The organism is Mycobacterium sp. PSTR-4-N (assembly GCF_022348085.1).
Lineage (GTDB): Bacteria > Actinomycetota > Actinomycetes > Mycobacteriales > Mycobacteriaceae > Mycobacterium.
In genome coordinates, this window is record NZ_JAKRFN010000007.1 from 207,321 (window position 1) to 232,723 (window position 25,403).

The 25,403-nt window shown below is 64.5% G+C and carries 24 protein-coding genes and 1 pseudogene; 19 read left to right on the forward strand and 6 right to left on the reverse strand.

The window, feature by feature from the left end; translation table 11 throughout:
* Positions 1–18: 18 nt before the first annotated feature.
* A complete protein-coding gene (locus MHN84_RS12955) occupies positions 19–795 on the forward strand; it encodes a hypothetical protein (RefSeq protein WP_241204961.1) in 777 nt (258 codons plus the stop codon).
* 127 nt (positions 796–922) lie between these two features.
* Here the strand turns inward: MHN84_RS12955 and MHN84_RS12960 are convergent, their stop codons facing one another.
* Both MHN84_RS12960 and MHN84_RS12965 read right to left on the reverse strand, forming a co-directional pair.
* Entirely contained in the window at positions 923–1,120 is a 198-nt protein-coding gene (locus MHN84_RS12960; RefSeq protein WP_239736461.1) for a hypothetical protein, read from the reverse strand.
* 636 nt (positions 1,121–1,756) lie between these two features.
* Complete coding sequence (locus MHN84_RS12965) at positions 1,757–2,227, reverse strand: hypothetical protein (protein WP_052429180.1); 471 nt, start codon at positions 2,225–2,227, stop codon at positions 1,757–1,759.
* Positions 2,228–2,514: 287 nt separating this feature from the next.
* Here MHN84_RS12965 and MHN84_RS12970 point away from each other — a divergent pair, with 287 nt between their 5' ends.
* The 12 genes and pseudogenes from MHN84_RS12970 to MHN84_RS13025 all read left to right on the forward strand — a co-directional run bounded on the left by MHN84_RS12970 (position 2,515) and on the right by MHN84_RS13025 (position 15,961).
* A complete protein-coding gene (locus tag MHN84_RS12970; RefSeq protein ID WP_241204962.1) occupies positions 2,515–3,549 on the forward strand; it encodes a tyrosine-type recombinase/integrase in 1,035 nt (344 codons plus the stop codon).
* Between the two features lie 739 nt (positions 3,550–4,288).
* The gene (locus MHN84_RS12975) at positions 4,289–5,443 is read left to right on the forward strand and encodes a PIN domain-containing protein (protein ID WP_241204963.1); all 1,155 of its coding nucleotides are present in this window, start codon (positions 4,289–4,291) and stop codon (positions 5,441–5,443) included.
* Positions 5,444–5,597: 154 nt separating this feature from the next.
* Positions 5,598–6,260, forward strand: a complete 663-nt coding sequence (locus tag MHN84_RS12980; protein WP_241204964.1) for a hypothetical protein — start codon at positions 5,598–5,600, stop codon at positions 6,258–6,260.
* Between the two features lie 76 nt (positions 6,261–6,336).
* On the forward strand, positions 6,337–6,753 hold the full coding sequence (locus MHN84_RS12985) for a hypothetical protein (RefSeq protein WP_241204965.1): 417 nt from the start codon (positions 6,337–6,339) through the stop codon (positions 6,751–6,753).
* A gap of 324 nt (positions 6,754–7,077) precedes the next feature.
* A complete protein-coding gene (locus MHN84_RS12990) occupies positions 7,078–8,052 on the forward strand; it encodes an AAA family ATPase (protein WP_241204966.1) in 975 nt (324 codons plus the stop codon).
* Positions 8,053–8,226: 174 nt separating this feature from the next.
* The gene (locus MHN84_RS12995) at positions 8,227–10,395 is read left to right on the forward strand and encodes a S8 family serine peptidase (RefSeq protein ID WP_241204967.1); all 2,169 of its coding nucleotides are present in this window, start codon (positions 8,227–8,229) and stop codon (positions 10,393–10,395) included.
* 456 nt (positions 10,396–10,851) lie between these two features.
* A complete protein-coding gene (locus MHN84_RS13000) occupies positions 10,852–11,169 on the forward strand; it encodes a hypothetical protein (protein WP_241204968.1) in 318 nt (105 codons plus the stop codon).
* Positions 11,166–11,726 (forward strand): thermonuclease family protein, encoded by a 561-nt coding sequence (locus MHN84_RS13005; RefSeq protein WP_241204969.1) that lies wholly within the window; start codon positions 11,166–11,168, stop codon positions 11,724–11,726. Before MHN84_RS13000 ends, MHN84_RS13005 begins: the two co-directional genes overlap by 4 nt.
* A gap of 376 nt (positions 11,727–12,102) precedes the next feature.
* Positions 12,103–12,696, forward strand: coding sequence for a ParB/RepB/Spo0J family partition protein (locus MHN84_RS13010; protein WP_241204970.1), 594 nt, complete (start codon positions 12,103–12,105; stop codon positions 12,694–12,696).
* Positions 12,672–13,067: pseudogene (locus MHN84_RS13015) on the forward strand (site-specific integrase); the annotation flags it as partial. The gene MHN84_RS13010 and the pseudogene MHN84_RS13015, both read left to right, overlap by 25 nt.
* A gap of 171 nt (positions 13,068–13,238) precedes the next feature.
* Positions 13,239–13,826: a tyrosine-type recombinase/integrase gene (locus tag MHN84_RS13020; protein WP_241205000.1), complete on the forward strand. Its 588-nt coding sequence runs from the start codon at positions 13,239–13,241 to the stop codon at positions 13,824–13,826.
* Positions 13,823–15,961, forward strand: a complete 2,139-nt coding sequence (locus MHN84_RS13025) for a site-specific integrase (RefSeq protein ID WP_241204971.1) — start codon at positions 13,823–13,825, stop codon at positions 15,959–15,961. Before MHN84_RS13020 ends, MHN84_RS13025 begins: the two co-directional genes overlap by 4 nt.
* Positions 15,962–16,221: 260 nt before the next feature.
* Here the strand turns inward: MHN84_RS13025 and MHN84_RS13030 are convergent, their stop codons facing one another.
* From MHN84_RS13030 to MHN84_RS13050, 4 genes are all read right to left on the reverse strand, one after another.
* Positions 16,222–16,917: a peroxiredoxin gene (locus MHN84_RS13030; RefSeq protein WP_241204972.1), complete on the reverse strand. Its 696-nt coding sequence runs from the start codon at positions 16,915–16,917 to the stop codon at positions 16,222–16,224.
* A 231-nt stretch (positions 16,918–17,148) separates the two neighbouring features.
* A complete protein-coding gene (locus tag MHN84_RS13035; protein WP_241204973.1) occupies positions 17,149–18,498 on the reverse strand; it encodes a rhodanese-like domain-containing protein in 1,350 nt (449 codons plus the stop codon).
* Positions 18,499–18,517: 19 nt separating this feature from the next.
* Positions 18,518–19,291, reverse strand: a complete 774-nt coding sequence (locus MHN84_RS13040; protein WP_241204974.1) for a sulfite exporter TauE/SafE family protein — start codon at positions 19,289–19,291, stop codon at positions 18,518–18,520.
* Positions 19,292–19,512: 221 nt separating this feature from the next.
* Positions 19,513–20,892: a rhodanese-like domain-containing protein gene (locus MHN84_RS13050; RefSeq protein WP_241204976.1), complete on the reverse strand. Its 1,380-nt coding sequence runs from the start codon at positions 20,890–20,892 to the stop codon at positions 19,513–19,515.
* Between the two features lie 175 nt (positions 20,893–21,067).
* Here MHN84_RS13050 and MHN84_RS13055 point away from each other — a divergent pair, with 175 nt between their 5' ends.
* From MHN84_RS13055 to MHN84_RS13080, 6 genes are all read left to right on the forward strand, one after another.
* Positions 21,068–21,652 (forward strand): rhodanese-like domain-containing protein, encoded by a 585-nt coding sequence (locus tag MHN84_RS13055; RefSeq protein WP_241204977.1) that lies wholly within the window; start codon positions 21,068–21,070, stop codon positions 21,650–21,652.
* Between the two features lie 140 nt (positions 21,653–21,792).
* On the forward strand, positions 21,793–22,062 hold the full coding sequence (locus MHN84_RS13060) for a metal-sensitive transcriptional regulator (RefSeq protein ID WP_241204978.1): 270 nt from the start codon (positions 21,793–21,795) through the stop codon (positions 22,060–22,062).
* 23 nt (positions 22,063–22,085) lie between these two features.
* The gene (locus MHN84_RS13065; protein ID WP_241204979.1) at positions 22,086–22,484 is read left to right on the forward strand and encodes a DUF302 domain-containing protein; all 399 of its coding nucleotides are present in this window, start codon (positions 22,086–22,088) and stop codon (positions 22,482–22,484) included.
* A 326-nt stretch (positions 22,485–22,810) separates the two neighbouring features.
* Positions 22,811–23,872, forward strand: coding sequence for a hypothetical protein (locus tag MHN84_RS13070; RefSeq protein WP_241204980.1), 1,062 nt, complete (start codon positions 22,811–22,813; stop codon positions 23,870–23,872).
* Positions 23,873–23,964: 92 nt separating this feature from the next.
* Positions 23,965–24,147, forward strand: a complete 183-nt coding sequence (locus MHN84_RS13075; RefSeq protein WP_241204981.1) for a hypothetical protein — start codon at positions 23,965–23,967, stop codon at positions 24,145–24,147.
* A gap of 12 nt (positions 24,148–24,159) precedes the next feature.
* Positions 24,160–25,161: a hypothetical protein gene (locus MHN84_RS13080; RefSeq protein WP_241204982.1), complete on the forward strand. Its 1,002-nt coding sequence runs from the start codon at positions 24,160–24,162 to the stop codon at positions 25,159–25,161.
* The last annotated feature ends 242 nt before the right edge of the window (positions 25,162–25,403 follow it).

The following is a 25,403-nucleotide window of genomic DNA, read 5'->3' on the forward strand; positions in this document are numbered from 1 at the left end:
TGACATACAACCGTGTTCGTGGCCACCGTCCGGACCCCAGTCGAGGCGACGGCCGTCGCGCACACCGCCGACCAAGCCGCCAGGCTGGCATGCGAGCTGGGCATGGAGTCCCTGCAGCGCGTGCACGGCGACTTGGGCTACGACGATCCCATGTTGGCCGGGAAGTACTTCGAGTCGACGTGCTCCCGTTCGAGGTCGGCGGCCCCGCGCAAGTCACGCGCCGCTCCAGGCTGCTGGCGTCGTAACTCCACCACCCGCGTCATGCCTTACTACCTGACCCCCGTCGCCGAGCTGCCCTACCCCCACACGATGGGTGAGCGGCCCCTCCAAGACGGCACACGCTCCAACTGTCCCCTTGCCCTTGAGGCTGTGCTCCGCACACGCGGTCAGCACCCCGGGCAAGACGGCTACCGCGAACTGTTCACCAACGACGCGATCTCCGCGCGCCGCCAAGCCTGCGACGTCCACGCCGGAAACTGGACCGTGGTACTGCCCGCAGTCACGACCTTCCTCGAGCCCTCCCCGGCCAATGCCGACACCGCCACCATCGCCCACGCCGCGCACGACCATCCGCCGTTCGCCGATCTCGCTGCGGCCGACCCCCGACTGACGCTGGCGCTGCTGAGCTACAGCGACTCGCTACGCGTCTACACCAACGGTCACGGCCAGCGCGAAACGATTGGCCAGCACCGCATCTGGCGGGCCCGCACAGCCGGCGTCTGCGCGCTGCCCGTGTGGTTCGACGCCACAACGGTGCGCCCGCCGCGCGACGCGGTGCTCCTGCAGCGCGGCTAAGGCGCCCTCTCGGCCGCTCCCCTGGCCCGTTCAGCTCGACGCTGCGACACCGCCCGCCAGGGCGACGAACCCGCCGTCCAAGGGTCTCTGGCGCAACACAGCCACCGCCGCTCCGCCCGCGCCAGGATCACCACAGCGTGGGCTGATCACCAAGCAGCGCCGCCTGCACCGCGGCGGCGTCCCAGCCGTGCCGCACCGCATCGCGCAGCGCCACCGAGCGCTCCCGCCGCACACCCCGACTGTCGAAGCGTCGCACCGCATGGCGCCCACCGCCGCGACGCATCCGCGCCATCCCCTCCATGTTGTCGCCCTGGGAGCCCGACACCACGTGCTATTGAACGTCTGTCGCGGCCGCGATTTTTACGACACCGGGTTGTCGCATTCGTGCAAACCCAGCACGCCCGCCGCCACGCTTCCGCCTGCGATCGCCAACGCGTAGCGATGCGGACGCACACAGAACCCCACACCGTCGCGCGTGAGATAGAAACGGCCGTAACCATCGGCACCGATCGCCCCGGTCCAGATGTTGCAATCCGAAGGCGTTGGCCCACAGACGACGTGGCTATGAAACCGGGCAATCTCAGCGGCGTGCAACAGCCGATCAACAACCAGCTGTCCCGCGCTTCTCAAGGCCGCTGACCCTACGTCCGTGCACAGACACTGGGCCTGTCCAGAGCCGCCTGCGGCGTCCCGACTGACAGGGCCGCAGCGGCGTTCAAGGAGCTACCGCTGCGCTGTGCCATCTGAGACACGGCCGAACAACGCCCTGCGCCGCTGCAAATCCCCCTGAGTCGCGACCCCCTGCGCTCAACAGTCCCGGGTCCGTGCGCAGCTCCCGCAGCGCATCGTCGCGATGCGCGAGGGCCGGCGGATTCCCGGCGCCGAGGCCGCCGGAGTTCTGCTGCCCTCGCAACACGATGTTCGTCTCATCCACCGTGACGCGCACCTGTCGTCCCCTGCATCAGGCCGAGGCCGCGTCGGGCTCGTCGGCCCCCGGGTAGGCGACACCGCCAGGCTCGCCACCAACCTCACCGCCACCGCCTACTGCGTGCGAACCGTTGCTGGGCGTGGACTTCTCGGCTTTCGGAGCGTGCCGCAGCATGGTCCGAACAATGCCGATCCCGACGTCTGTCCGTGCGGCAATGGTCGTCAGCGTCTCATCACGGCCCTGCATGCGCGCGACCACCGCGCCGGCCTTCGCCCGGTGCGTGGCCACGCGCTTGGCCGCTTCGGCGTCCACCTGCTCGCGCAGCTGCGCCAGGCGCTCCGTCTTCCAGACCTCGACCTCGGCGACCTTGCCGACCTCGTACAAAAAGTTCGTGGCGTCGTCGATGTTCGCCTTATCCCGCGCAGCACGCGCTTCGTTGGCGCGCCGGGTCGCTTCCACAGCCCGTCGCCGGGCTTCCAACTTGGACGTTCCTGCTGCTGTCATGACCGGGACACTAAAACCGGCCGGGCCGGACGTGCCACCACCACAGCCACATTCGCCACCCACCAATTTTTTCGTCGCCGCCCCTGCCGCACCACCGCACCTCACTCACCCACCGTGCGCCCCGTCCCCTCACCACCGCCGCACCGGCCACTCAGCTCACCCCTCACAGGCACCTTCCACGGCCCAACGACAGACCACACACCTCTTGCCTGCAGGCGGCATCTAACGGGTATGCAGAACGTCGTGGATAACTACTGTTATCCATGTCCATCTGACATGCTGAGTCGGTGCCTGGATCCGTTCCGCCGAAGCCGCCCGCAGTCATCCTTCCTGGATGGTTCGCCGACTTTCTCGCCGATCGTGCCATCCGCAAGCCCTCGCCCCACACCTCCAAAGCCTATCGCCAGGACTTCGAGGTAATCGCCGTGTTGATGGCGGGGTCCGCCGACGCCGTCTCCGACCTCCAGATCCACGAATTAACAAAGGACAGAATGCGTTCGGCGTTCGCCGCCTATGCTGACACCCACTCGGCGGCGTCGATCCGACGCTGCTGGTCGACGTGGAACACCCTGTGCACATTCCTCTTCACCGCCGAGCTGCTCGACGCCAACCCCATGCCGCTCATCGGCCGCCCCAAGGTGCCAAAATCCCTACCCAAGAGCTACCCCGCCAGCGCCGTCACTGATTTGGTCGCAGCGATCGACGCCGATCACGGTTCCACCCGCGCCAGTGACTGGTCCGAGCGTGACCGCGCCATCGTCTTCACCTCATTACTGGCCGGACTCAGAGCCGACGAGCTACTGAACGCCAACGTCGGCGACATTCGCCGAACCGACGACGGCGCCGTACTGCACGTCCGAGGCAAGGGCAACAAGGACCGTCGACTCCCCATTGGCCCAGAGCTGCTCGACGTTCTCGACGACTACCTTCGGACACGAGCCAACCGATTCCCCCAGACCCGCCGACGAACATCGGGCACCAAGGCGCTCAGCAACTTCTCCCCGACCGCTCCCCTCTTCGTCGGCGCCGACGGGGACCGCATCACCCGCGGAACGCTGCAATACCGGATCCTGCGGGCTTTCAAGAAGGCCGGCATCAACGGTGAACGAGCCTCCGGCGCACTGGTTCACGGCCTGCGCCACACCTTCGCCACTGAACTCGCCAACGCCAACGTCAGCGTCTACACCCTGATGAAGCTCATGGGCCACGAATCCATGGTCACGTCACAACGCTACGTCGATGGCGCTGGCACCGAGACCCGCTCCGCCGCTGAAACCAATCCCCTCTACGGGCTTCTAAGCGACGAGAAGCAAGCCCGGTAACGTGCTTTTCGACCGCCCACGCAGAACCGATTGCCAGATAACGACCGTTATGTCGGGTTGGGGTGACAGCAGTTGTAAGACAACACAATTCACCTGCCCGGTCTCAATCATGGTGCCGACTTTCGCAGTGAAGTTGCCTTTTTGCGGTTTGACGCGTGTGTCTCAGGGCTGTTGTCCTCTCCGTTTCGGGTTAGACGAAGGAGCGCCTGTGCCATCTTGATCCAATGGTTGTCGACGGGTTCCGCGTACCCACCGCGAGGCGTCAGCGATTTGGCGCCTGATCAGACCTCGTGGCCGCCGTCCTGGAGCGCAGTCTTGCGCTTATGGCCGCTACCTCGATGACGTGCTGGTCAGCAGCGGTGAGCGTCGCGGATGCCACGCCGTGTCGAAGCTGTCGGGCACGTTGCGCATCGTTTCGTTCACAAGACCATTCACACGAGCGCAGCGGCACGGCTGCACGGAGGCAGGTGCCCGCGCGCCTTCGCCTAATTCAGCGTCCCGGTCACATGGTTGCACTGCATTACCCAAACCGAGACTGCATCACATACTGGAGTAGGCGCACACCGATGAGCGCAGGCGAGGAAAGGGTCGCAATCTTCCCATCCCACCGCATATTAGTGCGAGTGATTCGATCGCCGTTTCCCGCCGGTTCACCGCCGTTAAGGTGACTACCCAGAACGCGGTCCCGTCTGCAATCGCAGACGCGGCGGGAGGACTTTGAAGGGGGGCGGACATGAGGGTGCGCCATATCGGCCTCAGCGACGGAACCGCGCCGATCACCGCTATCTTCGTCGTCGATACGAATATCGCTGTGGCCGACCCGAGTCTTTCCGGAGTCTCCTGGATGCGACTACGCCTGCTGGCCTCGCTCGGCCCGGTCTCGGTGGTCGTGCCCGAAGTCGTCGTGCTCGAGGTCGCGAGGCAGCGTCATCGCGACCTTAAACGGCATCTCTCCGAGGGAGCAAAGGCGTGGGGACAAGCAACGGGCTCCCTCGAGTCGGCGGGCGTGACGCTGCCGGCCGACCTACCCGACGTTCGCACACTTCGGGCGCACAAACTCCCCCCACCCGCCGAAATCGCCGACCGGCTGCGCAAACACCTCGACGATCTCGGCGCCACCGTTCACCCGATCCCCTCAAGCCTCGACCACAACACACTGGTCACGTGGTCACTGGAGGAACATCCGCCGTTCGACGCCACCGATAAGGGATACCGCGACGCACTCATCTGGGCCACCGTCCGAGAGGTCGCCGCGGCAGCTCCTCAGGCATGCTCCGTCGCCTTCCTGTCGAACGACAACGACTTCTGCGACGGGAGGTCCTCCATCCTCCACCCGCAGCTCGCCGCCAACCTGTCCGAGGTGACCGCGAACAGTGTCCTCATCGCCAGAACAGTTGGAGACGCCGTGCTGATCACCGGCGTCGCCGGAATCGAAGACGAACTCGTCCGTCCCCCGTGGGATGCTCCTGACCTCAACGCTGATCTAGCAGCATCGATAAGATCCCTGTGCGACAACCTGTTCGGAGTCGACCTACACGACGGATATCGATCCGTGCCCTTCGATGTCGAGCTGCCCCTACCCGTTGACGAACCCACCGTCGACGACATCGACCCGGACCTCGATCGGCTCGATATCGTCATCCACGAGGTCTTCGATGGCGGGACGGTGATCGGCGACGTCAGCGTCCCAGCTGGCATGCGTGTCACGGCCTATGTGCTCAAGGCGGAACTCGCGGAAATCGATACCCCCTGGCGCGTAGACGATGGCGACTACAATGACCACACGGCGCTTGTAAGCGCAGATCTACCCGTCGTCCTCGAGTTCAGCTTCGCAGCGGACGCCGGCGCCGTACAGATCATCGAGCTCACTTCCGTTCAGGCCGAACCAGCATGATCGTCATGCAGTGTCACTGGAAGCCGGTCAGTCGATCACCGGAAAGGCGCGGTAACGGCCCAAATCCGTCGGTAACTACGGAAGCCTGAAGTGCATCGGCGGGTTCCGCGCGAACCTCCCGCCATTCCACAAACCGAGCTGTGACAATCGAGTGGTGCCCACGCGAGCCGCGAAGCGTCGAACGTCAACGATCAGGCGAAACGCCGATGGCACGGAATGGCACTTCGGTTCGACCGTTCGCGGCACCACCGGTTATCTCGACCAGGTCGTAGCTCACCTAGACGATATCGAGCCGCACACCGCCTCCGAACTGCAGACCGTCATGCGGTCCGCGGTTCGCGCCGGCAGCGTTGATCCCGAACTGCTTGTGAGTTCGGTTGAGCGCCAATACTTCGACGACGAAGACAGTCCCGTCGGGCCGATCTCCTTCGGCGTCGCTGACAGCCAACTGACCCTTCGTTTCACATTCGACATGAACCGATGGATCGAGGACGGGGATCACACGGAGCAGTCGCGACTCGCAGGCGCACTCGAGCCGTTCTTGCGTCGGAACCGGATGTCGTTGCGGAGTTTCGAGCCTGACTACAACTACCAGGGTCCGCCGTGGCTATGGCGAGGCGAGATCGCACTGAAGCCGAGAGGCAAGTCGCTGAGCTGGTTGTACGAGATCGGCTGTCAGGCAATTGCTTTGCTGAATGCATTCGAGTCCGGCCAACTCTCTCGCGAGAGTACAGGCGATCTGATCCGAGCAGGCCATGCTGAGCTGCTCCTCGGCCAGGCTGAGTCCCATTGGCTCGACGTCAAGAGTCAGCACTGACTACGCCACCGCAGCGGGCCAAATCACTCTCGCCCAGTCCGTCGGACGATTCGCGAACGCCGAGTACGGAGGGATTGTGGTGATCGGCATGGACACCAAACGAGTCCCCGGCGGAGAGATCATCAGGAAAATCTGCCCCGTGGCGATCGACGGACGAACCCTCCAGCGTTGTCAACGCGTCATCGAGCACCGCCTCTATCCCCCGCCCGACATGCTTCGAATCGAATCCGTACCGGTGCAAGACGGTGGACTCATGCTCATTGACGTACCGCCGCAACCCGAGGAACTGAAACCGTTCCTCGTCCACGGCGCCGTAATCGACGGCCGCACGGAGACGACGTTCATCAGCGTTGTGCGTCGCCGCGGAGAGTCCTCGATTCCGATGACTCCCCAAATGATCCACTCCACGTTGGCGGCTGGCCGAGCACTTCTGCGTCGGGGCCAGCTTCCCCATGCTGACCCTTCAACCGGATCAAACAACCCTCCGGGCTGAACCAGCGCGCTATGCGTCGCGAAACCGTCACGTGCAATCTAGTCGCTCGTTGACTCCCGTTCCTTCAGAGGTTGCCGCCGCTACTAGGCGCCGCCGGAGACGGTGGTAGTTTTCGCTCAGCGATCAGGCGATGTGCGCGCCTTGGTGTCGTCGATCGCCCAGCCAAGCTCGGGTGGCCCGCTTCGCCAAACTGCGCCGGCTCGGGTTCGTCCCCCTCGTGCCCCATGGGGGGCCGACCGGTGCGCCGGGGCCCGCTACGACTGACTCACTGCGACAACAGCGGGAGATGACCGTCTGCACGGCTAACACCCCTAGGATGAATCCGTGGCCGGACGACAGCTCAAAGAGATCTTTCGGGCGTTCCACACGCGCGATGAGCTGGCTTTTCGTCGCGCAGCTGCAGAAATTATCGAGGAAGAGCAGGCAAAGCACCATAATGCGTTAGCTCGCGACCTCCAGAAGCTGCTGATAGCGGGTAGCGGCTCCGTCGATACTGGGCCGACAGTTCTTGTTCCTCCTCCACCGAAGGACCGGGAAGGTGAATGGGACCTCGGTGAGGTGCGAGAACCTGAACGTCTGTTGGAAGACCTCGTCCTACGTCAGAGCGTATCGGCGGTCCTCGAGAGTGTGATCGAGGAGGTCCGTCAGTGGTCGTTGCTGGACGCTGCTGGTCTCCCGCGGCGGCAACGTCTCTTGCTGCAAGGGCCACCCGGTTGCGGCAAGACGACTGCGGCCGAGGCCGTCGCAGCCGAGCTGGGGCGACCCTTGGTGATCGTGAGGCTGGACGCGGTCGTCTCCTCCTACCTCGGGGAGACGGCAAGCAACCTCCGTCGCATCCTGGAATATGCCGATCAGGCTCCCTTCGTCGTGCTGTTCGACGAGTTCGATGCGCTGGGCCGATCACGCGACGACAGCTCCGAGCACGGCGAAATGAAGCGTGTCGTTACCGCCTTCCTCCAGATGACGGAACGCTACCGCGGGCCAAGCCTCTTGTTGGCGGCAACGAACCACCCGACCCTGCTGGACGAGGCGCTGTGGCGCCGGTTCGACGAAGTCGTGACGTTCGACCTCCCCACCGTGCACCAAATTCGGCAGCTCATACGACTCCGGTTCAAGAGCGTGACCCATTCCGGTCTCGAGGTCGACAGCTACGCCAGCGCCCTCAAGGGGCTGCCACACGCCGCAGCCGAAAAGCTCGTCGTTGATGCACGCCGCACCGCTCTGCTGCGTCGTGCAGAGTCCGTGAACGACAGCGACGTCCGAAAGGCACTGTCGAGTATTACGTCTCGGCCGTGGTGAGTGATGCCCGAACACCTACTACTTCCGAACCCGCGGCCTGTCCGCTCTCGGCGTGCCAGTGGAGCCGGCGGGGGCACGCCGCAGCGGCAACGTGGTGAACACGGTCGGCATCTCCGCCGGCAACTCGATGTCTCCCGCGCGCCACGCCAGCTCAACGCCGGGGTCGACCCCGACATGGTGTTCAAGATCATCGCGGGGTCGCGGCCGGAGGACTCGTCGTTCGAAGGTCGAGGACTACAGATTCTCGGTGAGACTGTCGACTACACGTACTTCGTGCTGTCCAGCGATCGCGGCGCGTCGCTGGAGAATGCGATACAGCGATACGTGCGCACGGGTGAACTCCGCAGTTTCTTCAATCAGATCGACGACATCGAGCCCTACGGTCCGCAAGATCGCAGCGGCCCAGGTATCGGCGAGATCGAAGCGGACTTCAGCGGCACGACGGTCGTCGACGTCATCATCTGGCCCTCGGGTGCCTACAGCGAAGCCGTCAGACGAGCGGCTGTCGTCGAATCGGTCATCACGCAGAACGGTGGCCAGGTATTGCTTCGTTCCGTCTCGGCGCGGCGCAGTTATTTGCGGGCCGATGTGACCGCTGCCGGGTTGTCCGATCTGCTCAACACCAGCGTCGTTGAGGTGGTTCGCACACCGCCCGTACCGTTTCTCGACTTCCGCGACTGGCGCAACATCGACATCTCGTCTGTTACGCGAAGTCGACGGGTGAGCGAAGTGGTCGGCGTCCTCGACGATTCCCCGGCATCGTCGCACCCGTTACTGGCCGGACTCATCGCATCCGATGAATCGCTGTCACCCCCCGGCTACCAATGGCAACGCCGTGGTACCCACGGCACCGAGGTGGTGGGTCGCCTCCTCTACCCCTCGCTGCACGAAGAGTTGCGTGACGGCTTGCCGCTGACCGCGGTGGGCAGTGTTCGGATCGTGCGAATCCTCGAACCCGACCCCTCTCGCCCCGACGGTCCGCCGCGTTTCGCCACCTATGCCGCGCCCCACGACCTCGTCGAAGCTGCGGTTCGCCACCTCCACGGTGAGCACGGTGTCCGGATCTTCAATCTCTCGATCGGTTACTCGGAGCCGTTCAACGACCTACATCTCGGACCGCTCACCGAGATCATCGACGATCTTGTACGGGAGCTCGACATCGTGATCGTCGTGCCGACTGGCAACGCCGCGGCCGACTTGACCGCTCGCACTGCGAGTGGTCACCACATCATCGACGACAAGCCGGAGTTCTTCTTCTCGCCCGAACACCGCCTATCGGAGCCCGGCCCAGCTGCTCTCGCGATCACTGTTGGGGCACTGGCCCTTAGTGGAGCGCCCGCCGAAATTCCCGGGCGCTTCGGATGGCGAGCCGCCGCCGATGCACGGGAAGCGGCACCCTTCAGTCGCAGCGGACCAGGGCTCGGAACGAACACGCGCCGCGCAAACAAGCCCGACGTCACCCACTTCGGTGGGAACGTGGTCATCAACGATGTGGGCAACACCGTGCCCAACGACCCCGGCGCGTCCCTGGTCAGCACATCGACACGCGGCACCGAAGGTCAACTTTTCGCCGCCGTAAACGGCACGAGCTACGCCGCACCCGCTGTCGCACGCGTCGCAGCCGACATCGCCTACGCCTACCCCGACGCCTCGGCGAATCTGATTCGCGCCCTGGTTGCGACAGGCGCGTCACAAACCCAGCCGGCGACGAGCATTCCCGAACCGCACCGTAGAAACCGCGTCTACGGGCACGGTCTCCCCCAGGCAGACAGAGCGACATCAAGCGACGGCCACCGCGTCACGATGACCTACGACGGTTCCATGCCTGTCGACACAGTACAGATCCACCCGCTGCCCGTCCCCGAGCAGTTCCGACGCGGTAGCCGGCGTGACCGCGTCATCAGCGTCGCTCTCGCGTTCGACCCGCCCGTACGGCGCCAACGCCGGGAATACCTCGCCGGCACAATGAAATACGAGATATATAGGGACATAAGCGCAGAGGACTTGGCCGACATCTTGCAGCGGCAAGACCCCGACGATCGCGCCGAACTCATCACCGACCGTCGCAAGCTTGATCTGCAGCCCGGCGTTAATACCTTCACCCATGGCACGCTGCAACTCCGTACCTGGACCGGACGGAACTCCTTCGCAAACGACGACGAGACATTCCTCATCGCGGTCACCCACAAAGCTCAGACCTGGGCCCGCAACGATCCGGCCTACGACAGTCAGGCGTACGCGTTGGCCGCAACGTTAGAGGATCGCGAACTGGAAACGGCCAATCTCCACGAGACCCTGCGACAACGACTGAGCATCCCCAACCGCGTGCGGCTGCGCACCTAAACAAGCCAGCCGACACCTACAGTTAGCGGGCTTGCCTAACCGGGTGCTCCCGTGACACCGCGCCCTCGGGACATGCCGCGCGCGAAGACCTGGGACCGCGGCACCGTCATCGACAGATTCGCTGCCGGCAGGAGACCCCAGGGGAAGGACGACAGCGCGCGCCCTTCTTCTCGGGTGAGTCCGCGTAGACGCACCGACAAGGCATCGTCGGTGCGCGGCGTGTCGCATTACGCTCGTCGGTATGGCGCGGGCTCCATCTCGGGCGCCCGCCCGGAGCCAATCCCATCGTGGATCTCGCGCGCAGCCTGGAGTGCGATCCCGAGGACGTCACCGACATCCTCTGCCGGCGCGGCGACGACGCCCTGCTTGACATCGTGCAAACCGTCAGCTTGGCGCGTGGCTCAGTGCACAACCCCGGGCATACCGTGTATTCATGCAGAGCCGAGGGCCATCGCGATGACCACCCCGACGACGAACCGTCCTTACGTCTTCGAGCTCGCGGCGCTCGCGCTCGACCCCGAGGTGGGCCAGGACAACGCTCGCAAGACCGCTCGCGAAAACGGTATCGACGACGCGGTGTTCGACCGTGCGATCGGCGTTCTCCACCGGATCAACGACGGCGGAGAAGACATCGACGACTTCGTCCTGCGCGAATACATACTCGACGGCTGGCTCCAGGGGTACCTCCCGCTCGGCGCGCACGCGAGCAACGCGATGCTGACCACCTGGCGGTTGGCGCAACTGGCCCAAGACCACTACCAGAAGCTCCAATGAGGACCTCAGCCGCTGGGCAGGTGACCGCCATCCTTGCTGCGGCCGGGCTGACGGTCACCGCCTGCTCGGCCTCCCTCGGTCCGATTGCGGTAAGCCGTGCCGACGACCCTGCCCTGACTGCCACCGTTCTGCGGGTAGTCGACGGCGATACGGTCGACGTGGTCGACGATTCCCGAGGGCGATTGCGTATCAGGCTAATTGGAGTCGACAGCCCCGAGGTGCACAAGCCCGGCTACGGTATCGGCTGTTGGGGTCCCGAGGCAAGCGAGTTCGCCCGTTCCGCACTCACCGGCCAGCGCGTCGCGATCGTCACCGATCCCAGCCAGGACACCCACGACCGCTACGGACGGACGCTGGCTTACGTGGAAAGGGCGGGAGGCTGGGACTTCTCGGTCGAGGCGGCCCGAGCGGGTGCGGCAAAGTCTTACGTATACGGCCGGCGCCCAGCCACTCTGACACCGCAGATCCAGGCCGCGGAGGCCGAAGCGCAACGAACGCAGCGCGGCCTCTGGGGACCTCCCTGCTACGGCCACACCGATTCAACGCCCGTGAAGTAGTTTCGACGACGCCGACGGGACCGCCGAACTGGGCAGGCGGTCACTGCCCGCACGCGGCGCACCACAGCAGCGCCCCACCTAGGTGGACACGCCTCCGGCGTGGCTGATAACGCCGTTGTTTTGCCTTCTGGCCCACTCATTTTGTGGCCGCGGCTTGGCCGCGGAAGGCCGTCGGCTCTCCCCCGCTGCGCTCCTCCGGGCCCTGCGGGCTCGCAGAACTTTTCCCACCCGTGTTCGCTGCGCTCACGGGAAAACTTCTGCGCCCGAGACCTTCCCGCTCACCTGCACCACTGGCCACCAATTCGTTTTCGCCAGACGGCAAAAGAACGGGCGGCCCGACCCGGGGTGCCCGCGTTGACGAGGAAGGTCACCACACATGTCCATCACCACCGACACCACCGAGCAGGTCGCCCCGTCCGTCGTATACCTCGACCCGCACACGCTGGAGCTCGAAGACAACGTGCGCGACTTCGTCTATCTGGACAAGGAGTTCATCGACAGTCTGCGCGAGCTTGGCGTCATCGTGCCGATCCTGGCGGTACGCGACGCCACCGGCCGCATCTGCGTTCGCGAGGGGCAATGCCGCACCCTCGGTGCCCGCGAGGTCGGCTTGGAGAGGGTGCCGGTGTACGTGATGCCCACCGGAACGTCCGATGACGATGCCGCAACCGTCGAGCGGATCGTTCAGCAGATGGTCGCCAACGACCGGCGCGCGGCGTTGAGCAACTCCCAACGTGCCCGCGGCATCCAGCAGATGCTCGACACCGGCATGTCTGCGACCAAGGTTGCCAAGAAGCTCTCAATGCGCCGCGACGAGGTCGCAGCCGCCGGGGCGGTGTCGAAATCGACGGCGGCGCTGGAAGCCGTCGACGGCGGTCAGCTCGACTTCACCCAGGCGCAAGCGCTCGCTGAGTTCATTGTTATATGGACACGCGTCGGGGTCTCATGTCGTACCTCAATGATGAAGTGAAGTCCGTGAGGGTTCTTGTTGACCGAACCGATGGATTCGTTCGTTCTGTTCTTCTCGTCGGCAGTGACGGAACACCGGTAGACGTTGTGTGTCGCTTTCTGGACTATCTATTGGAGACGGGAGGTAGTCCGAATACCGCTTCTGCCTACGCTCACGATCTAAAGTATTTGTTCGAGTTCTGCGAAGAGCGCGATCTTGACTGGACCGAGTTCGGTCCCGCGGTCGCTTTTGATCTGCTCGGTTGGTTGCGGCGTCGACCGTGTCGCCGAGGTGTGCAGCAATCGGCCCCGTCGACTGCTGAACCACGCGGACGCGTTCTGGCGCCGGCCTCTATTGCTCGAGCGTTGGCGGCTGTGTCTAGCTTCTACGGATGGGCCATTGCTACAGAGCGATTCGCGGATGAGAATCCTCTGCACCGTCGGCGGGATCTTGCACTGGCTCGGGTTTCGAGTCGTCATCAGTCCTTCATGGGCCGAGCGAGTCGTCAGCTGCCGACTCGGCGTGAGGTGCGGGTTCGTGTGCCTTCACGGTTGCCGCGGCCCATGGGTGGTGACGAAGTCCGCGCGTTGTTGGACAGTATGTCGAACTTGCGGGATCTAGCGATGGTGCTGCTCATGCTGGACGGAGGGTTGCGACCTGGTGAGGTGCTCGGCCTTCACGTCGAAGACATCGCTTACGGGCGTCGACGCGTCACCATTCGCAAACGCGATGATCACCCTCGGGGGGCCCGGCAGAAGTCTCACCGAGAGCGCGTTGTTGACCTTCTCGATCCGCGTACGCTCGATGTGGTCAATCGCTACGTGCTGCACGAACGCCCGCTAGAGGCGGACACGCCGTTCATTTTCCTGGTTGGTGGGAGGGGCAAGCGTCGTACCCATCCTTTGTCGTATGCCGCCTTGGTAAGGATGTTTTCGCGGCGGCTGGACAGGCTGGGCATTCGGACGCCCGACACGACACCCCATGCGTTGCGTCACACGCACGCAACGGCGATGTGGGAGGCAGGCATGCGCGAGTTGTCTCTTCAACAGCGGCTCGGGCACGCAAGCCCCGAATCGACGCGTATTTATACGCGGGTTTCGGACGCCCAGGTGCGGTCGGAATATGTCGCGGCACTCGGGCATGTGAAATGATCTCGCCAGCAACGCCTCTGTCGCTTGATACCAGACATGGCGGGCTGGTACACGCTGCGGAAATCGAGTACAAATCGTGGCTGAACGAACACGTTGTGCATCCCACACTTCGCTGGCAGAAGATGGTCGTCTATCGAGGATTTGTCGGATCGTTTCCGAATCTGGCGGAGTGGTTCGACGCCCCTCTCGCACAACGGCTCGGTTTCGTCGGCGGCCCGAGCTGGGCTCAGGGTCGTACGAGGACGCATGAGGCGATCGGTTACCTCGCGTATCTCTCGCTGGTAAGGGGTGTTTCGCTAGATTACGACTATCTCCTCGCTCGACAGTTCACAAGGCTTCTTAGTGACGCTGGCGGGGGCAGCGGCTTGGGAGTGGACCGGTCGACATTGGAGTCGTGGGTCGAACGCCTGGTGCAATTGGGCTACGCCTACACCAGTGCACGCGCCCATCTCACGTGGGCGGTGACGCGCATCTTGCTTCGGCGAGGCGATCCGGACCTCACAATGATTACCGGCTCAGACCTTTTCTTATTGGCAGACGCTATCCGCCGCTTCGGATCTCGAAAAGATTTCAACGACTTACGCGCGGCGATGCATCCACGCGTCGCCGTCGCCGACGGCGCTGCCGAGGGCTACATCAAGAACCACCTGAATAAGGTTCATGCCACGCACGTTTTGCTGTACAACATCGGCCAAGTGGCCGAACGTCCAACCTCGGGAACGACCCCGAGACCCCCGACGTGGGCTGAGCGGCTCTTGCCGGAGCCGTGCCCGGCACCGATCCGCGCCGTCGTGGAGCGATACCTACGACTGCGACTCGACGCGAAGCTCGACCGACCCCAAACCGTACGCCTCGCGCGTGAAAGCCTCCGCCGGTTCGTCAATTGGCTCAGCGCCGACCATCCCGACATCACCAACTTCTCGCGTGTCGACAGGTCAATCGCCGAGGAGTATTTGAAGTGGCTCCCGACCTACCTCAGCAAGAACACGGGTAAGCCGCTTGCGGTGACCACACTGAAACATGAAATCAACGCCCTCGCTGCATTCTGCCGCGATACAGCTGTTTGGGGTTGGACCGACGTACCGGGCAAGCCGTTATTCACTGTTCGTGACACCCCCCGCCGCCCCGAGGCGGTCCCCCGCTTTTTGCCCACTCATGAGCTGGACGCCGTTGCTGCGGCGATCAACCAACTCGACGATCCCCACCAGAAGGCAGCACTCCTATTGGTCCGGTGGTCAGGCGCGCGCCGCGACGAGATTCGCCGCCTAACAACAGACTCACTCGACTCCTACTCCGATGGCCACCCGCGATTGCGCATCCCAGTCGGTAAGACCCACTCAGAACGCTTGATCCCACTACACCCGGAGGCTGCCGACGCACTGAAGGTTGTTATCGAACTGGCGCGTTCCCAAGCAGCTATAGCACGCCGAGACGACACTGTTGGAAAGGCCGTCAATCACATCTTCATTCGCCGCGGAAAGCTCATCTCCGCCACTACACTCTTCGACAAACCCCTGCGCGACATCTGCCAGAAGATCGGCCTAGTCTCCTCAGATGGCCGATCGACCGTCAGCGCACACCGATTTCGCCACACCGTGGGGACGCAGCTAGCCGAGGGCGGCGCGCGAATCCAAACGATCATGGCGGTGCTGGGCCACCGCAGTGCCAACATGGCGATGATCTACGCGCGCATCTCCGACCCCGAAGTCCGACGGCAGTACGAAAACGCCCTCGCGAGCGGACAAAGAATCGCCGGGCCCGCCGCGGACGCACTTCTCAACGGCACGCTCGACGGAGAAGCCGTTCACTGGCTACAGACGAACTTCCTGAAGACGCAGTTGGAACTAGGTCACTGCCTCCGTCTGCCCGCCGAAGGACCCTGCGAATGCGACCTGGCACTGAACTGCCCGAAGTTCCTGACTACTAGCGAGTACGCGCCGCGATTGCGCGCGAGAATGGAGACCGAGCACATCTTGATTGCCGACGCGCGGGCTCGCGGATGGGACCGCGAAGTAGAGCGCCACGAAGCGGCATGTCGGCGTCTCCAACAACTCCTAGTAGAGATTGAACCGTCAGAGCCCTGCCCCACCTCGAGCGGATCCGCCCGCAACGAGCCATTAGTTGTGCCTAGCTGACTCGCACAGGCCAAAGCCGTGTCGCGGTAGCGACCATCTGTAGAGCGCACAGTCGTCAGCTGCTTTTTTCAGGTAACGCTGGTGTCACTGGCATCCGTCAACGCGGCTCTGAGACAGATGATTTGAGGCAGTACGATCTGCGAGTTGCGGCGAGCGAAGGAGCGTCCAACGGGGTGTTCTCGATCCCGAGAAGCGAGTAGGGCGATGGAGGGCCCACGCCGATGCAGGTCGTGCGGCGTCTTAAGAACGCAGTTGCGAATTCATTCACCCCTGGGGATTCTGATGTTCGCCTCGACTTCGTCGGCTGGCAGCTCTCTGGTGCAGAAGAACCAGTCTTCGCATTGGACTCCCTCTACACCGTCGTCCATGCGTTGCTTCGCGGTTCCGCACGAGCCTGCGGTGGGCACGATCACGCGGTCGCCGGGGCGCCAGTCGGCGGGCGTCGCGACGTCGAACCGGTCTGCCGTCTGGAGTGCTTTGACGACGCGTAGCAGTTCGTCGAAGTTGCGGCCTAGCGAGAGGGGGTAATAGATGATGGTTCGCACGGTTCCGGTTGGGTCGATCACGAACACGGCTCGAACGGCTTTCGTCGAATCCTCGCCCGGCATGATCATGCCGTACTTTCCGGCGACCTCCATCGAGACGTCCTCGATGAGCGGAAAGGTCACCTCGACGTTGCGCATGTCTTTGAAGGCGATCTTGTCCTTGATGGTGCGCAGCCAGGCGATGTGGCTGTACAGCCCGTCCACCGAGAGTCCGACCAGCTCGGTGTTGTAGGCGGCGAACTCCTTCTGCATAGACGCGAAGGTGATGAATTCACTCGTGCACACGGGAGTGAAGTCCGCTGGGTGGGAGAACAGGATCGCCCACTTGCCGGCGTAGTCACCGGGGAAGTTGATGTCACCCTGGGTGGTCTTAGCCCGGAATGCCGGCGCCGGATCGCCGATGCGCGGCATCATCGCAATTGGGGCGGTGTCTTCGGAATCGGTTGTCATGGAATTCCTTTCGGAGCGACAAACATACGTACAGTTCAACTGGATACCCCTAGGGGTATATTCCAGGGACAATGCTGACGTTTGCTGCGCAGTTTTGACGTTGGCAGCAGGCCCGAACCCCATCCCGGCGGCTACGGCGGGTGGCGTTGGGTATGGCCACTTGTCGCCGGTGACGTTGGTCGGGCTGGGTGATTACTTCGCGGTCAGGCCCAGCTCCCCGGCTTTGGCGAACGTGTCATCGATCAGAACGACCTCTAGGCCAGCGCGGTCGAGCAGCGACGTTGCGATGGAGGCGCGGTAGCCCGATCCGCAGTGGACCCATACCGGCCCGGCGGGCATGTCGTCGAGTCGGTTCGGCAATTCGTGCAGGGGAATGTTGGTGGCGCCGGGGATGTGCTCTTTGTCGTATTCATGGGTTTGTCGTACGTCCAGAACGGACGTCGATCCGGAACCGAGATTCTCTGCGAGATCAGCGAAATCGGCGACCGGGTAGGAACCGAGCTGGCTGCCGTCGGCGAGTGTGTCGATGGGGTTGGTGGCAGCACCGGTGAGGCGATCGACGCCGATGCGTACCAGTTCGCGTTTGGCCTCGGCGACGTGTTCGGCCGACTCGCCGATCACCGTGATCGGTGCACCCCAGTCGTAGAGCCAGCCGAAGTAGCTGACGAACGATCCGGACAACTCGAAACCCAGAGTGCCGGGGAGGTGACCGGCGGCGAATGCCGTCCGGGTGCGCAGGTCCACGACCCATTCGCCGGCGTCGATCCGACGACGCAGCTCGGCGGGGTCGACGATCACCGGTGGTGTCAGGTCTACCGGTGGGGGCCCCTCGCGGTTGATGACACCCATGTGGGCGTAGTAGGCGGGGTAGGCCGACAGTCCAGCGAGCAGTTCGTCGACAAAGCTCTGTTCGTCTTGGGTCAGGGCCGGGTTGGTGCTGCGTTGTTCGGCGATGGTCGAGGAGTCCCCGGACGCGGGTGTGGCCGCGCAGAAGCTGCCGAAGCCGTGGGTCGGGTAGATCGGGGTGTCGGATGGTAGGTGGTCGGCGAGTTTGTGGACCGAGTGGTACTGGGCGTGTGAGAGATCTTCGGTCTCATCGGGCCCGATGAGGTCGGTGCGTCCAGTGGTGCCGTACAGCATCGAGCCGCCGGTGAACACACCGTGGACCGTGCCGGTGTCGTCACGCAGCACGTAGCTGACGTGGTGGTGGGTGTGGCCAGGGGTATGCAGCACCTCGAGCTGAATCGGCCCGGCGTCGATGACGTCACCGTCGGCGACTGCGCGTCGGTCGTAGTCGACGTCATCGCCTGCCGGCACGGCGTAGTCGGCGCCGACGCTGCGGGACAGTTCCAGTCCGCCGGTCACGTAATCGTTGTGCAGGTGGGTTTCCAGCACGTGGGTGATGCGGACCCGGGCCTTCTCGGCGAGAGTGAGGACGCGGTCGATGTCGCGTTGCGGATCGACCACGACCGCGATGCCGTGGTGGGTAACCAGGTAGCTGCGGTCACCGAGTCCGGAGGTTTCGATGATTGAGACGTCCATGTGTTGCTCCTTCGTGGGTTCAGTGGAGGAAGAGGGTGTCGACGAGCACGTAGGCGGCGACGGCGAACACCATGTAGGCGAACCAGCGCTGCAGACGGGTGGTGTCGGTTTTGGTGCCGAAGTATCCGGCGACCAGTGAGGTGGCCATCGCGGCGGCGACGAACGAGCCGGTGACCCACCAGTCAACGGTGATACCGCCCAGGTGAGACGCGATGCCGGCGACGGAGTTGGCAATGATGATCAACAGCGAGGTGCCGATAGCCGTGGACATTTCGATACCGAGCACCACGACCAGCGCCGGGATGATGAGGAATCCGCCGCCGACGCCGAACAGTCCGGTGAGCAGGCCGACCAACAGTCCAGCCCCGATCGACCGGGGTGCACAGCGGCGCCAGTTGACCTGGCCGGACCGCACCTCGCAGGCGGTTCCCTTGGTGCCCTGGTCGGCGAGCATGCGGATGCCCGCCAGGACCATGACGACGGCGAATCCGATCATCAGTACCGGCTGGGGCAGGTGAGCACTGATGGCGCTGCCGGCAATCGTCGCCGGTATCCCGGCGGCGGCGAATATCCCCGCCATGCGCCACCGCACCTGGTGGGCCCGGATCTTGGGCAGCACGCCGACCGCGGAGGCCGCGGCGACGACGATCAGCGAGATAGGGATCGCCTGCTCCACGCCGAAACCCATCCCGTAGACCAGTGCCGGGACGGCGAGGATGGACCCCCCGCCGCCGAGCAGACCCAGCAGGACGCCGATCACGGCCCCCAGGGCCAGGCCGGTTGCGATCGCCATGACGGTTGCCTCTATCCGTTCGACGCGTTTGACCGACGCCGCAACGTGCCGACGAGCCCGCGGGGGGTCCCCGTTGGTTGCGTGCATCGACACCGTCGCGCGGCGGGCACCGAGCCCATGACGTCCTTGACGTGTTGGCCGCAGCCATCCCACGTCACCTTGCCGCACACCCGGCAATTAACGGCGTAACACATAGTGAACTCCTTCCGTGAGGGGTCGGGTCAGACTGCGGCGTGGGCGTCGGCCCAGGCGTTGTATCCCCCGAGCAGGTCTGACACCTGCGCAATGTCGTTGGCGCGCAACAACGATGCGGCGACGCTGGAACGCCAGCCGCCCGCGCAGTGCACGACGATCGGCTTGTCGGTCGGCACCTCGTCGAGGCGCAGACGCAACTGGGCCAGCGGGATGTGCAGCGAGTCGGGGATGGCGCCGCTGTCGCGTTCGCCGGGGTTGCGGATGTCGATCAGCGTCACCGCGTCGTCGGCCAGCAGCTCCTCCAGCTCGGTGACGGTGGTGCGGGGTGCGGCCTGCACCAAATCGGCGAGTTCGGCGGGAAATTGCCCGTCGTGGCCGACGGTGAGGTAGCCGATTGCGTCGTCGGAGCCTATACGCGCCAGCCGCAACGCCGCCTGCTGCTCGTCACCCGGGTAGGTGATCAGGGCGATTTGCCCGCCGATGTCGGCCACCATGCCACCGGTCTCGGCGAATCGACCGTCGAAGCCCACGTTGACCGTCCCCCGCAGGTGTTCGGCGGCGAAGTCCTCGACGCTGCGGGCGTCGAGCACCCGCACACCCGCGTCGAGTGCACCGCGGAGCTGCTGGGGCGTCATCTCGGGCACGCTGCGGTCGGTCTGCAGTAGGGGGTGCGCCCGCTTGTTCATCGCCGCGTCGGAGGCGAAGTACGCCGGCGCGGCGGGCTGTCCCGCGGTGAGCATCGCGACGAACACGTCCTCGGGCATCGGCTGCACCGACGGGTTGCTCCGTCGCTGCTCCCCGATGGTGGAGGTGAGTTCGGTGGACAGATTCTTTCCGCACGACGAACCGGCCCCGTGGGCCGGCATCACCGTCACGGCATCCGGCAAGGTCATGAGCGTGTCGTGCAGCGTGCGGTACATCGCGCGAGCCAGGTCGCCGGTCGAGCCGTCGCCCAGGTTCACCAGATCCGGGCGGCCGACGTCACCGATGAACAGTGAGTCACCGGTCAGCACGGCCACCGGCTCCGTGCCGGGGCGCTCGCGGACGAGCACACTGATCGACTCCCAGGTGTGTCCTGGGGTCGACAGGATCTCCAGATCCACCTCGCCTAGCGACAGATGCTCTCCGTCGGACAGTCGGCGGATCGGATAGTCGGTCTCGGCGGCTTCGCCGAACCCGATCCACGCGCCGGTCGCGTCCACCAATTCCAGGTGGCCGGAGACGAAGTCGGCGTGGAAGTGGGTGTTGATCACCCCGTCGATGGTCAGCCCGAACCTGCGCGCATCATCGAGATAGTCGCCGATGTCGCGGCGCGGATCGACGACCACCGCGCGGCCGGTGGTCTCATCCCCGATCAGGTACGACGCATGCGACAGGCACTCGATGTAGTACTGCTCCAAGATCATCGCCGGTTCCTTTCAGTCCGTGTTCGGGCGCTCTTCGCGACGGCCCACTGCACAGTCCTACAATACCCATGGGGGTATTTATTCCGACTTCAGGTATACCCCTATGGGTATGTTACCGTCTAGCAGTAATTACCCCCATAGGTATACGCCCAACGACTCGATGGAGCCACATTCGATGCCTCACGCCACGATCGACGCCGCAGCGCTGCACGACCAGCTCTCGTCGGCCAATCCGCTCCGTCTCATTGACGTTCGGACCCCCGCGGAGTTCGAGACCCACCACATCAATGGCGCCTACAACGTTCCACTCGACCTGCTGCGCGAGCACCGCGACGAGATCGCCAGCCACCTCGACCAGCGGGTGGTGCTGATCTGCCGCTCCGGTCAGCGCGCCGCCCAAGCTGAGGAATCGCTGCGCCAAGCTGGGCTGAGGAACGTCTCCATCCTGGAAGGCGGCATCTCCGGCTGGCGGGCCGGTGGGTTCGCCGTCAACCGCGGCAAGCAGCGGTGGGATTTGGAGCGCCAGGTGCGTCTGATTGCCGGGCTGATCGTCGCGTTGACCGTGCTGGCCAGCCCGTTCATTCCCTACCTCGAATGGGTGGCCTTTGCGATCGGGACCGGCCTTACCGTCGCCGCGCTGACAAACACCTGCGCCATGGGGATGCTGCTGGCCCGGCTCCCCTACAACCGCGCCGGCGTCAGCTGCGACGCTGCAACCATCGTCAACCAGCTGGCGCCCGCATCGCAGACTCCCAGGTGATACGACCGCAAACACGACTGCACACACACGTCGATACGCTGCCGCCGCTTCGGGAATCTCGATGGCGGCGGTGTCGTTGACCAACGACAAGGGATACCCCCTCGGGTAATCTCTGCATAGCGGCGACGAAAGGGACCATGATGGTTGGCGACGAAGAGGCAATGAGCGCAGTTCTCAATCGACTGCGCCGGGCGCAAGGCCAGCTGGCCGGAGTCATCTCGATGATCGAGCAGGGCCGCGAGTGCAAAGACGTCGTCACTCAGCTGGCCGCCGTGTCCCGAGCACTCGACAGCGCCGGCTTCAAGATCGTCGCCACCGGACTGCGGGAATGCGTCACCGGAGAACAAGCCGGCACAGACAAGCCCATGACCGAAGCGGAACTGGAAAAGCTGTTCCTCGCGCTGGCCTGAAGAAGCTACGACAAAGGAGTCATATGAGCATCGCCCTAGCTATCAGCCTGAAAACCAGCTTCGACGAAGCGGTAGCCCGCACCCGAGAAGCGCTGTTGGAACAAGGTTTCGGCGTTCTCACCGAGATCGACGTCAAGTCCACCCTCAAGAACAAGCTCGACGCAGACATCGAAAACTACTTGATCCTGGGCGCATGCAACCCGCCATTAGCCCACCGCGCGATCACCGCGAACCGGCAAATCGGGCTTCTGCTGCCCTGCAACGTCGTTGTACGCAGCGACCCCGACGATCCAAGCACCACCCTCGTCGAGGCCATGAACCCGCAACTGCTCGTCGACGTCACCAACGAACCGCAGCTTCAACCAATCGCACACGACGTCGCCGCCAAACTCAAAGCCGCGATCGAATCCTTGACCGCGTAACCCCGGAAGTATTGCCGGGCACCCGACCACCCGTTCGTCCATCTCTCTTTCCGCCCTCGTCACTCGACGTTTCTCGGCGGCTGATCTCCCACATTTTCGGCGCTGTCGCCGATTTCGAGCGACTATCACCGCTGAACGCACCGTCGCCCGAGTCGCGGCAGTTCGCGCGGCCGGTCGACATCTCGGCGCCCCGGCATCAGGGCCGACACCACCGCCGCGTCTCAGCCGTCGACGAGGCCAGCAACTTGGAGGATCGCAGTTGACATGAGTTGACAATTTGACTTGTCCACATAATCGAGGGCGACGCCAACGCGGTTCAGCGGCTGATGGGCGCGGCCCGCTTCGGGGGAAGCAACTTCGCGCACACCTTGTCGAGCCTGCGACTGGAGCGTGAGGTGGCCGCGCTGTTCGACGCGGCCGAGGCCGACTTCGCCGAACGTGGCTACACCGTCCTGGCCGACCGACCGCGGTGGACGGACACGTCGGCGATCGCCGAGGACTACCTGCGCACCAGCGAGGGTGAGGCGCTACCCGCCGACATCGAGAAGAAGCCCGAGCACTGGGTGGTGTACCTGGTCGAAGAGGACGGCCTGGTCGACAACGAGACCGGCGCCGTGGTCGACGAGAGCGACATCGACTGGGACACCCAGGACGATGAAGACGCCACACCCGCGGAGGGGTTGCGGCACGCCTCGACCGTGACCGAGAAGACGTTCGTCGTCCCCGAGTGGTACTGCCGGGACTACGAGGCGGCGGGTCTCACCCTCGCCCCGTCGCTGCAAAAGTCCATGGCGCGGCGCGGTGCGCCACAGGTCGACGGCTCCGCGGCGGACAGCCCCGAGGCAATCGCCGAGCGTGCCGCCGCACAGCAGGAAGCCGAGCGTCGGGAACGGCGAAAGGTGTTGGTGCTCAACCGTCTCGGTGAGGCCGCCCAGTCCGTACGCCGCGACTACGTGACCAAGCTGTTGACCCGCAAGACCGCACCCAAGGGCGCGGCGACGTTCGTCGCACACTGCCTCACCCGCGACCCCTACATCCTGAGCCAGAACCACGGCTCCGGGCTGACCGCCGAGCTGCTCGGCGCGAAAGACGAACGAGGCGTGCGCGCCCTGGTCAACGACTTCTCCACCATCATCGACGCCCGCGCCCAGGTCATCAGCCTGGCCGTGGTCTTGGGCGCCCTGGAGGCCCGCACCGACAAGACGGCCTGGCGCAACGCGCGATCGGGAATCACCGGCACTGCATCCTTCATCGCCTCGACCGTCGGATCGGACGCGTACCTGCAATTCCTCATCGACAGCGGCTACCAGCCCAGCCAAATCGAAAAGGTCATCGTCGGGCAGACCACCGCCGACGCGGTGTACGACGAAGCCAGCGCTCAGGACTGACCGACCGGGTGTGGGGTCCCGCCGTGGGGCCCCACCACCCCACTCCCCCATCCCGACTGCATCACCCAAGCACCCCGACCGGAGATGACTCGATGACCACCAACCAAGGCGAGCTGTTCAGCCCGCAGAATGCCGAACACGTTCCAAGCGAGGTGCTTTTGTGGGGTCTTGGTGCCGACTCCACCGCCATCCTGTTGCGCTGGCTCCTCGATCCGGCAAGCCGGGACTTCGATCTCGATCAACTCGTCGTCGTGGTGGCTCACACCGGCGACTAGTATCCGACGACGTTGCGCGACGCCGAAGAGATCGTCCTGCCGCTACTGGTTCGCCACGGGGTGCGCCTGGTCCAGGCTGGGCGGACCCGACTCAACACCACCGCCGCGGGTGCGGGTGTCGCCATCTTCGATGACACCACCCACCCCACCCGGCTCTACGCCGATCACGGCTACGCACTGTCCGACGAGCTGCTCAGCGCGGCCACCGTCCCCCAGCTCGGCAGTCGCCGCTGCTCGCTGCGCGCCAAGGGCGCCGTGCTCGACCCAATCATCGACGGCCTCACCGCCGGGCGGCCGTTTCGCCACTACCTCGGCTTCGAAACCGGTGAGCTCCGCCGCGCCCAGCGCGATGAGGGGTACAACACCGCGACGCGACGCGGCGTCTACCCCCTGCTGGACTGGAAATGGTCACGCGAGGACGCCCTGGCCTTCCTGCACAAGACGACCGGTCGTGACTGGCTCAAATCGGCCTGCTCGTACTGCCCGTTCCAATTCTCCAGTGCCGCAGGGCGAGTGGCAGCACTGCAACGCTACCGCCGCGAACCAGCTGCCGCCGCACGCGCCCTGTTCCTCGAACGCATCGCCGCCTGCTTCAATCCGCGCCAGGGACTGTTGGCCCAGGGCCGGCTGCTCGACGTGATCACCGCAGCGGGCATGACCGAGGTTCTGGACCTGTACGCCCACCACCTCACCGCCGCGCACGGACTCTACGAGGTGCGGCGGGTCGCCACCGTACGCCGCGCCACCACACCAGCCGTCGCCCGCAGCGTCCGACGCCTCGACACCGGCAGCGCCGCCGCAATGGCCGCGATGCTGACCTGCCAACCCGGGGATCTGGAAACCACCCCCGACGGCATCACCCGTGTCTGGCGGCAGCACCGCGGCCCGCAGGCGCCGTGGGTGGAGCACTTCTACGTCGTCGCCCCAAGCGCAGACGTCGCAGACAAGCAGAGACCCAAATTCGACACGATGTACGCCCGAGCCAGTGGTGCAACACCCACTCTGATCGCCTAGCCCATGGACAGTGCCACCCGAGCTTCTCGCACATTCGAGCATTGGTCGCAAACGTCCTCCGCGCAAGGCCGCGGATTCGCCGTAAACGGCTCGGAAAGTTTCTCCACGTTCCTTGCAGAGTCGCCAATTGAGCGAAGGAGAAACTTTCCGTGCGGACCATTGCACTACGCACCCTTGCCGACCGCTTTGAATGCGCCGAGAAGCGCCCAAAAGAATGGTCAGTGGGAAGGTGAAATGACAAA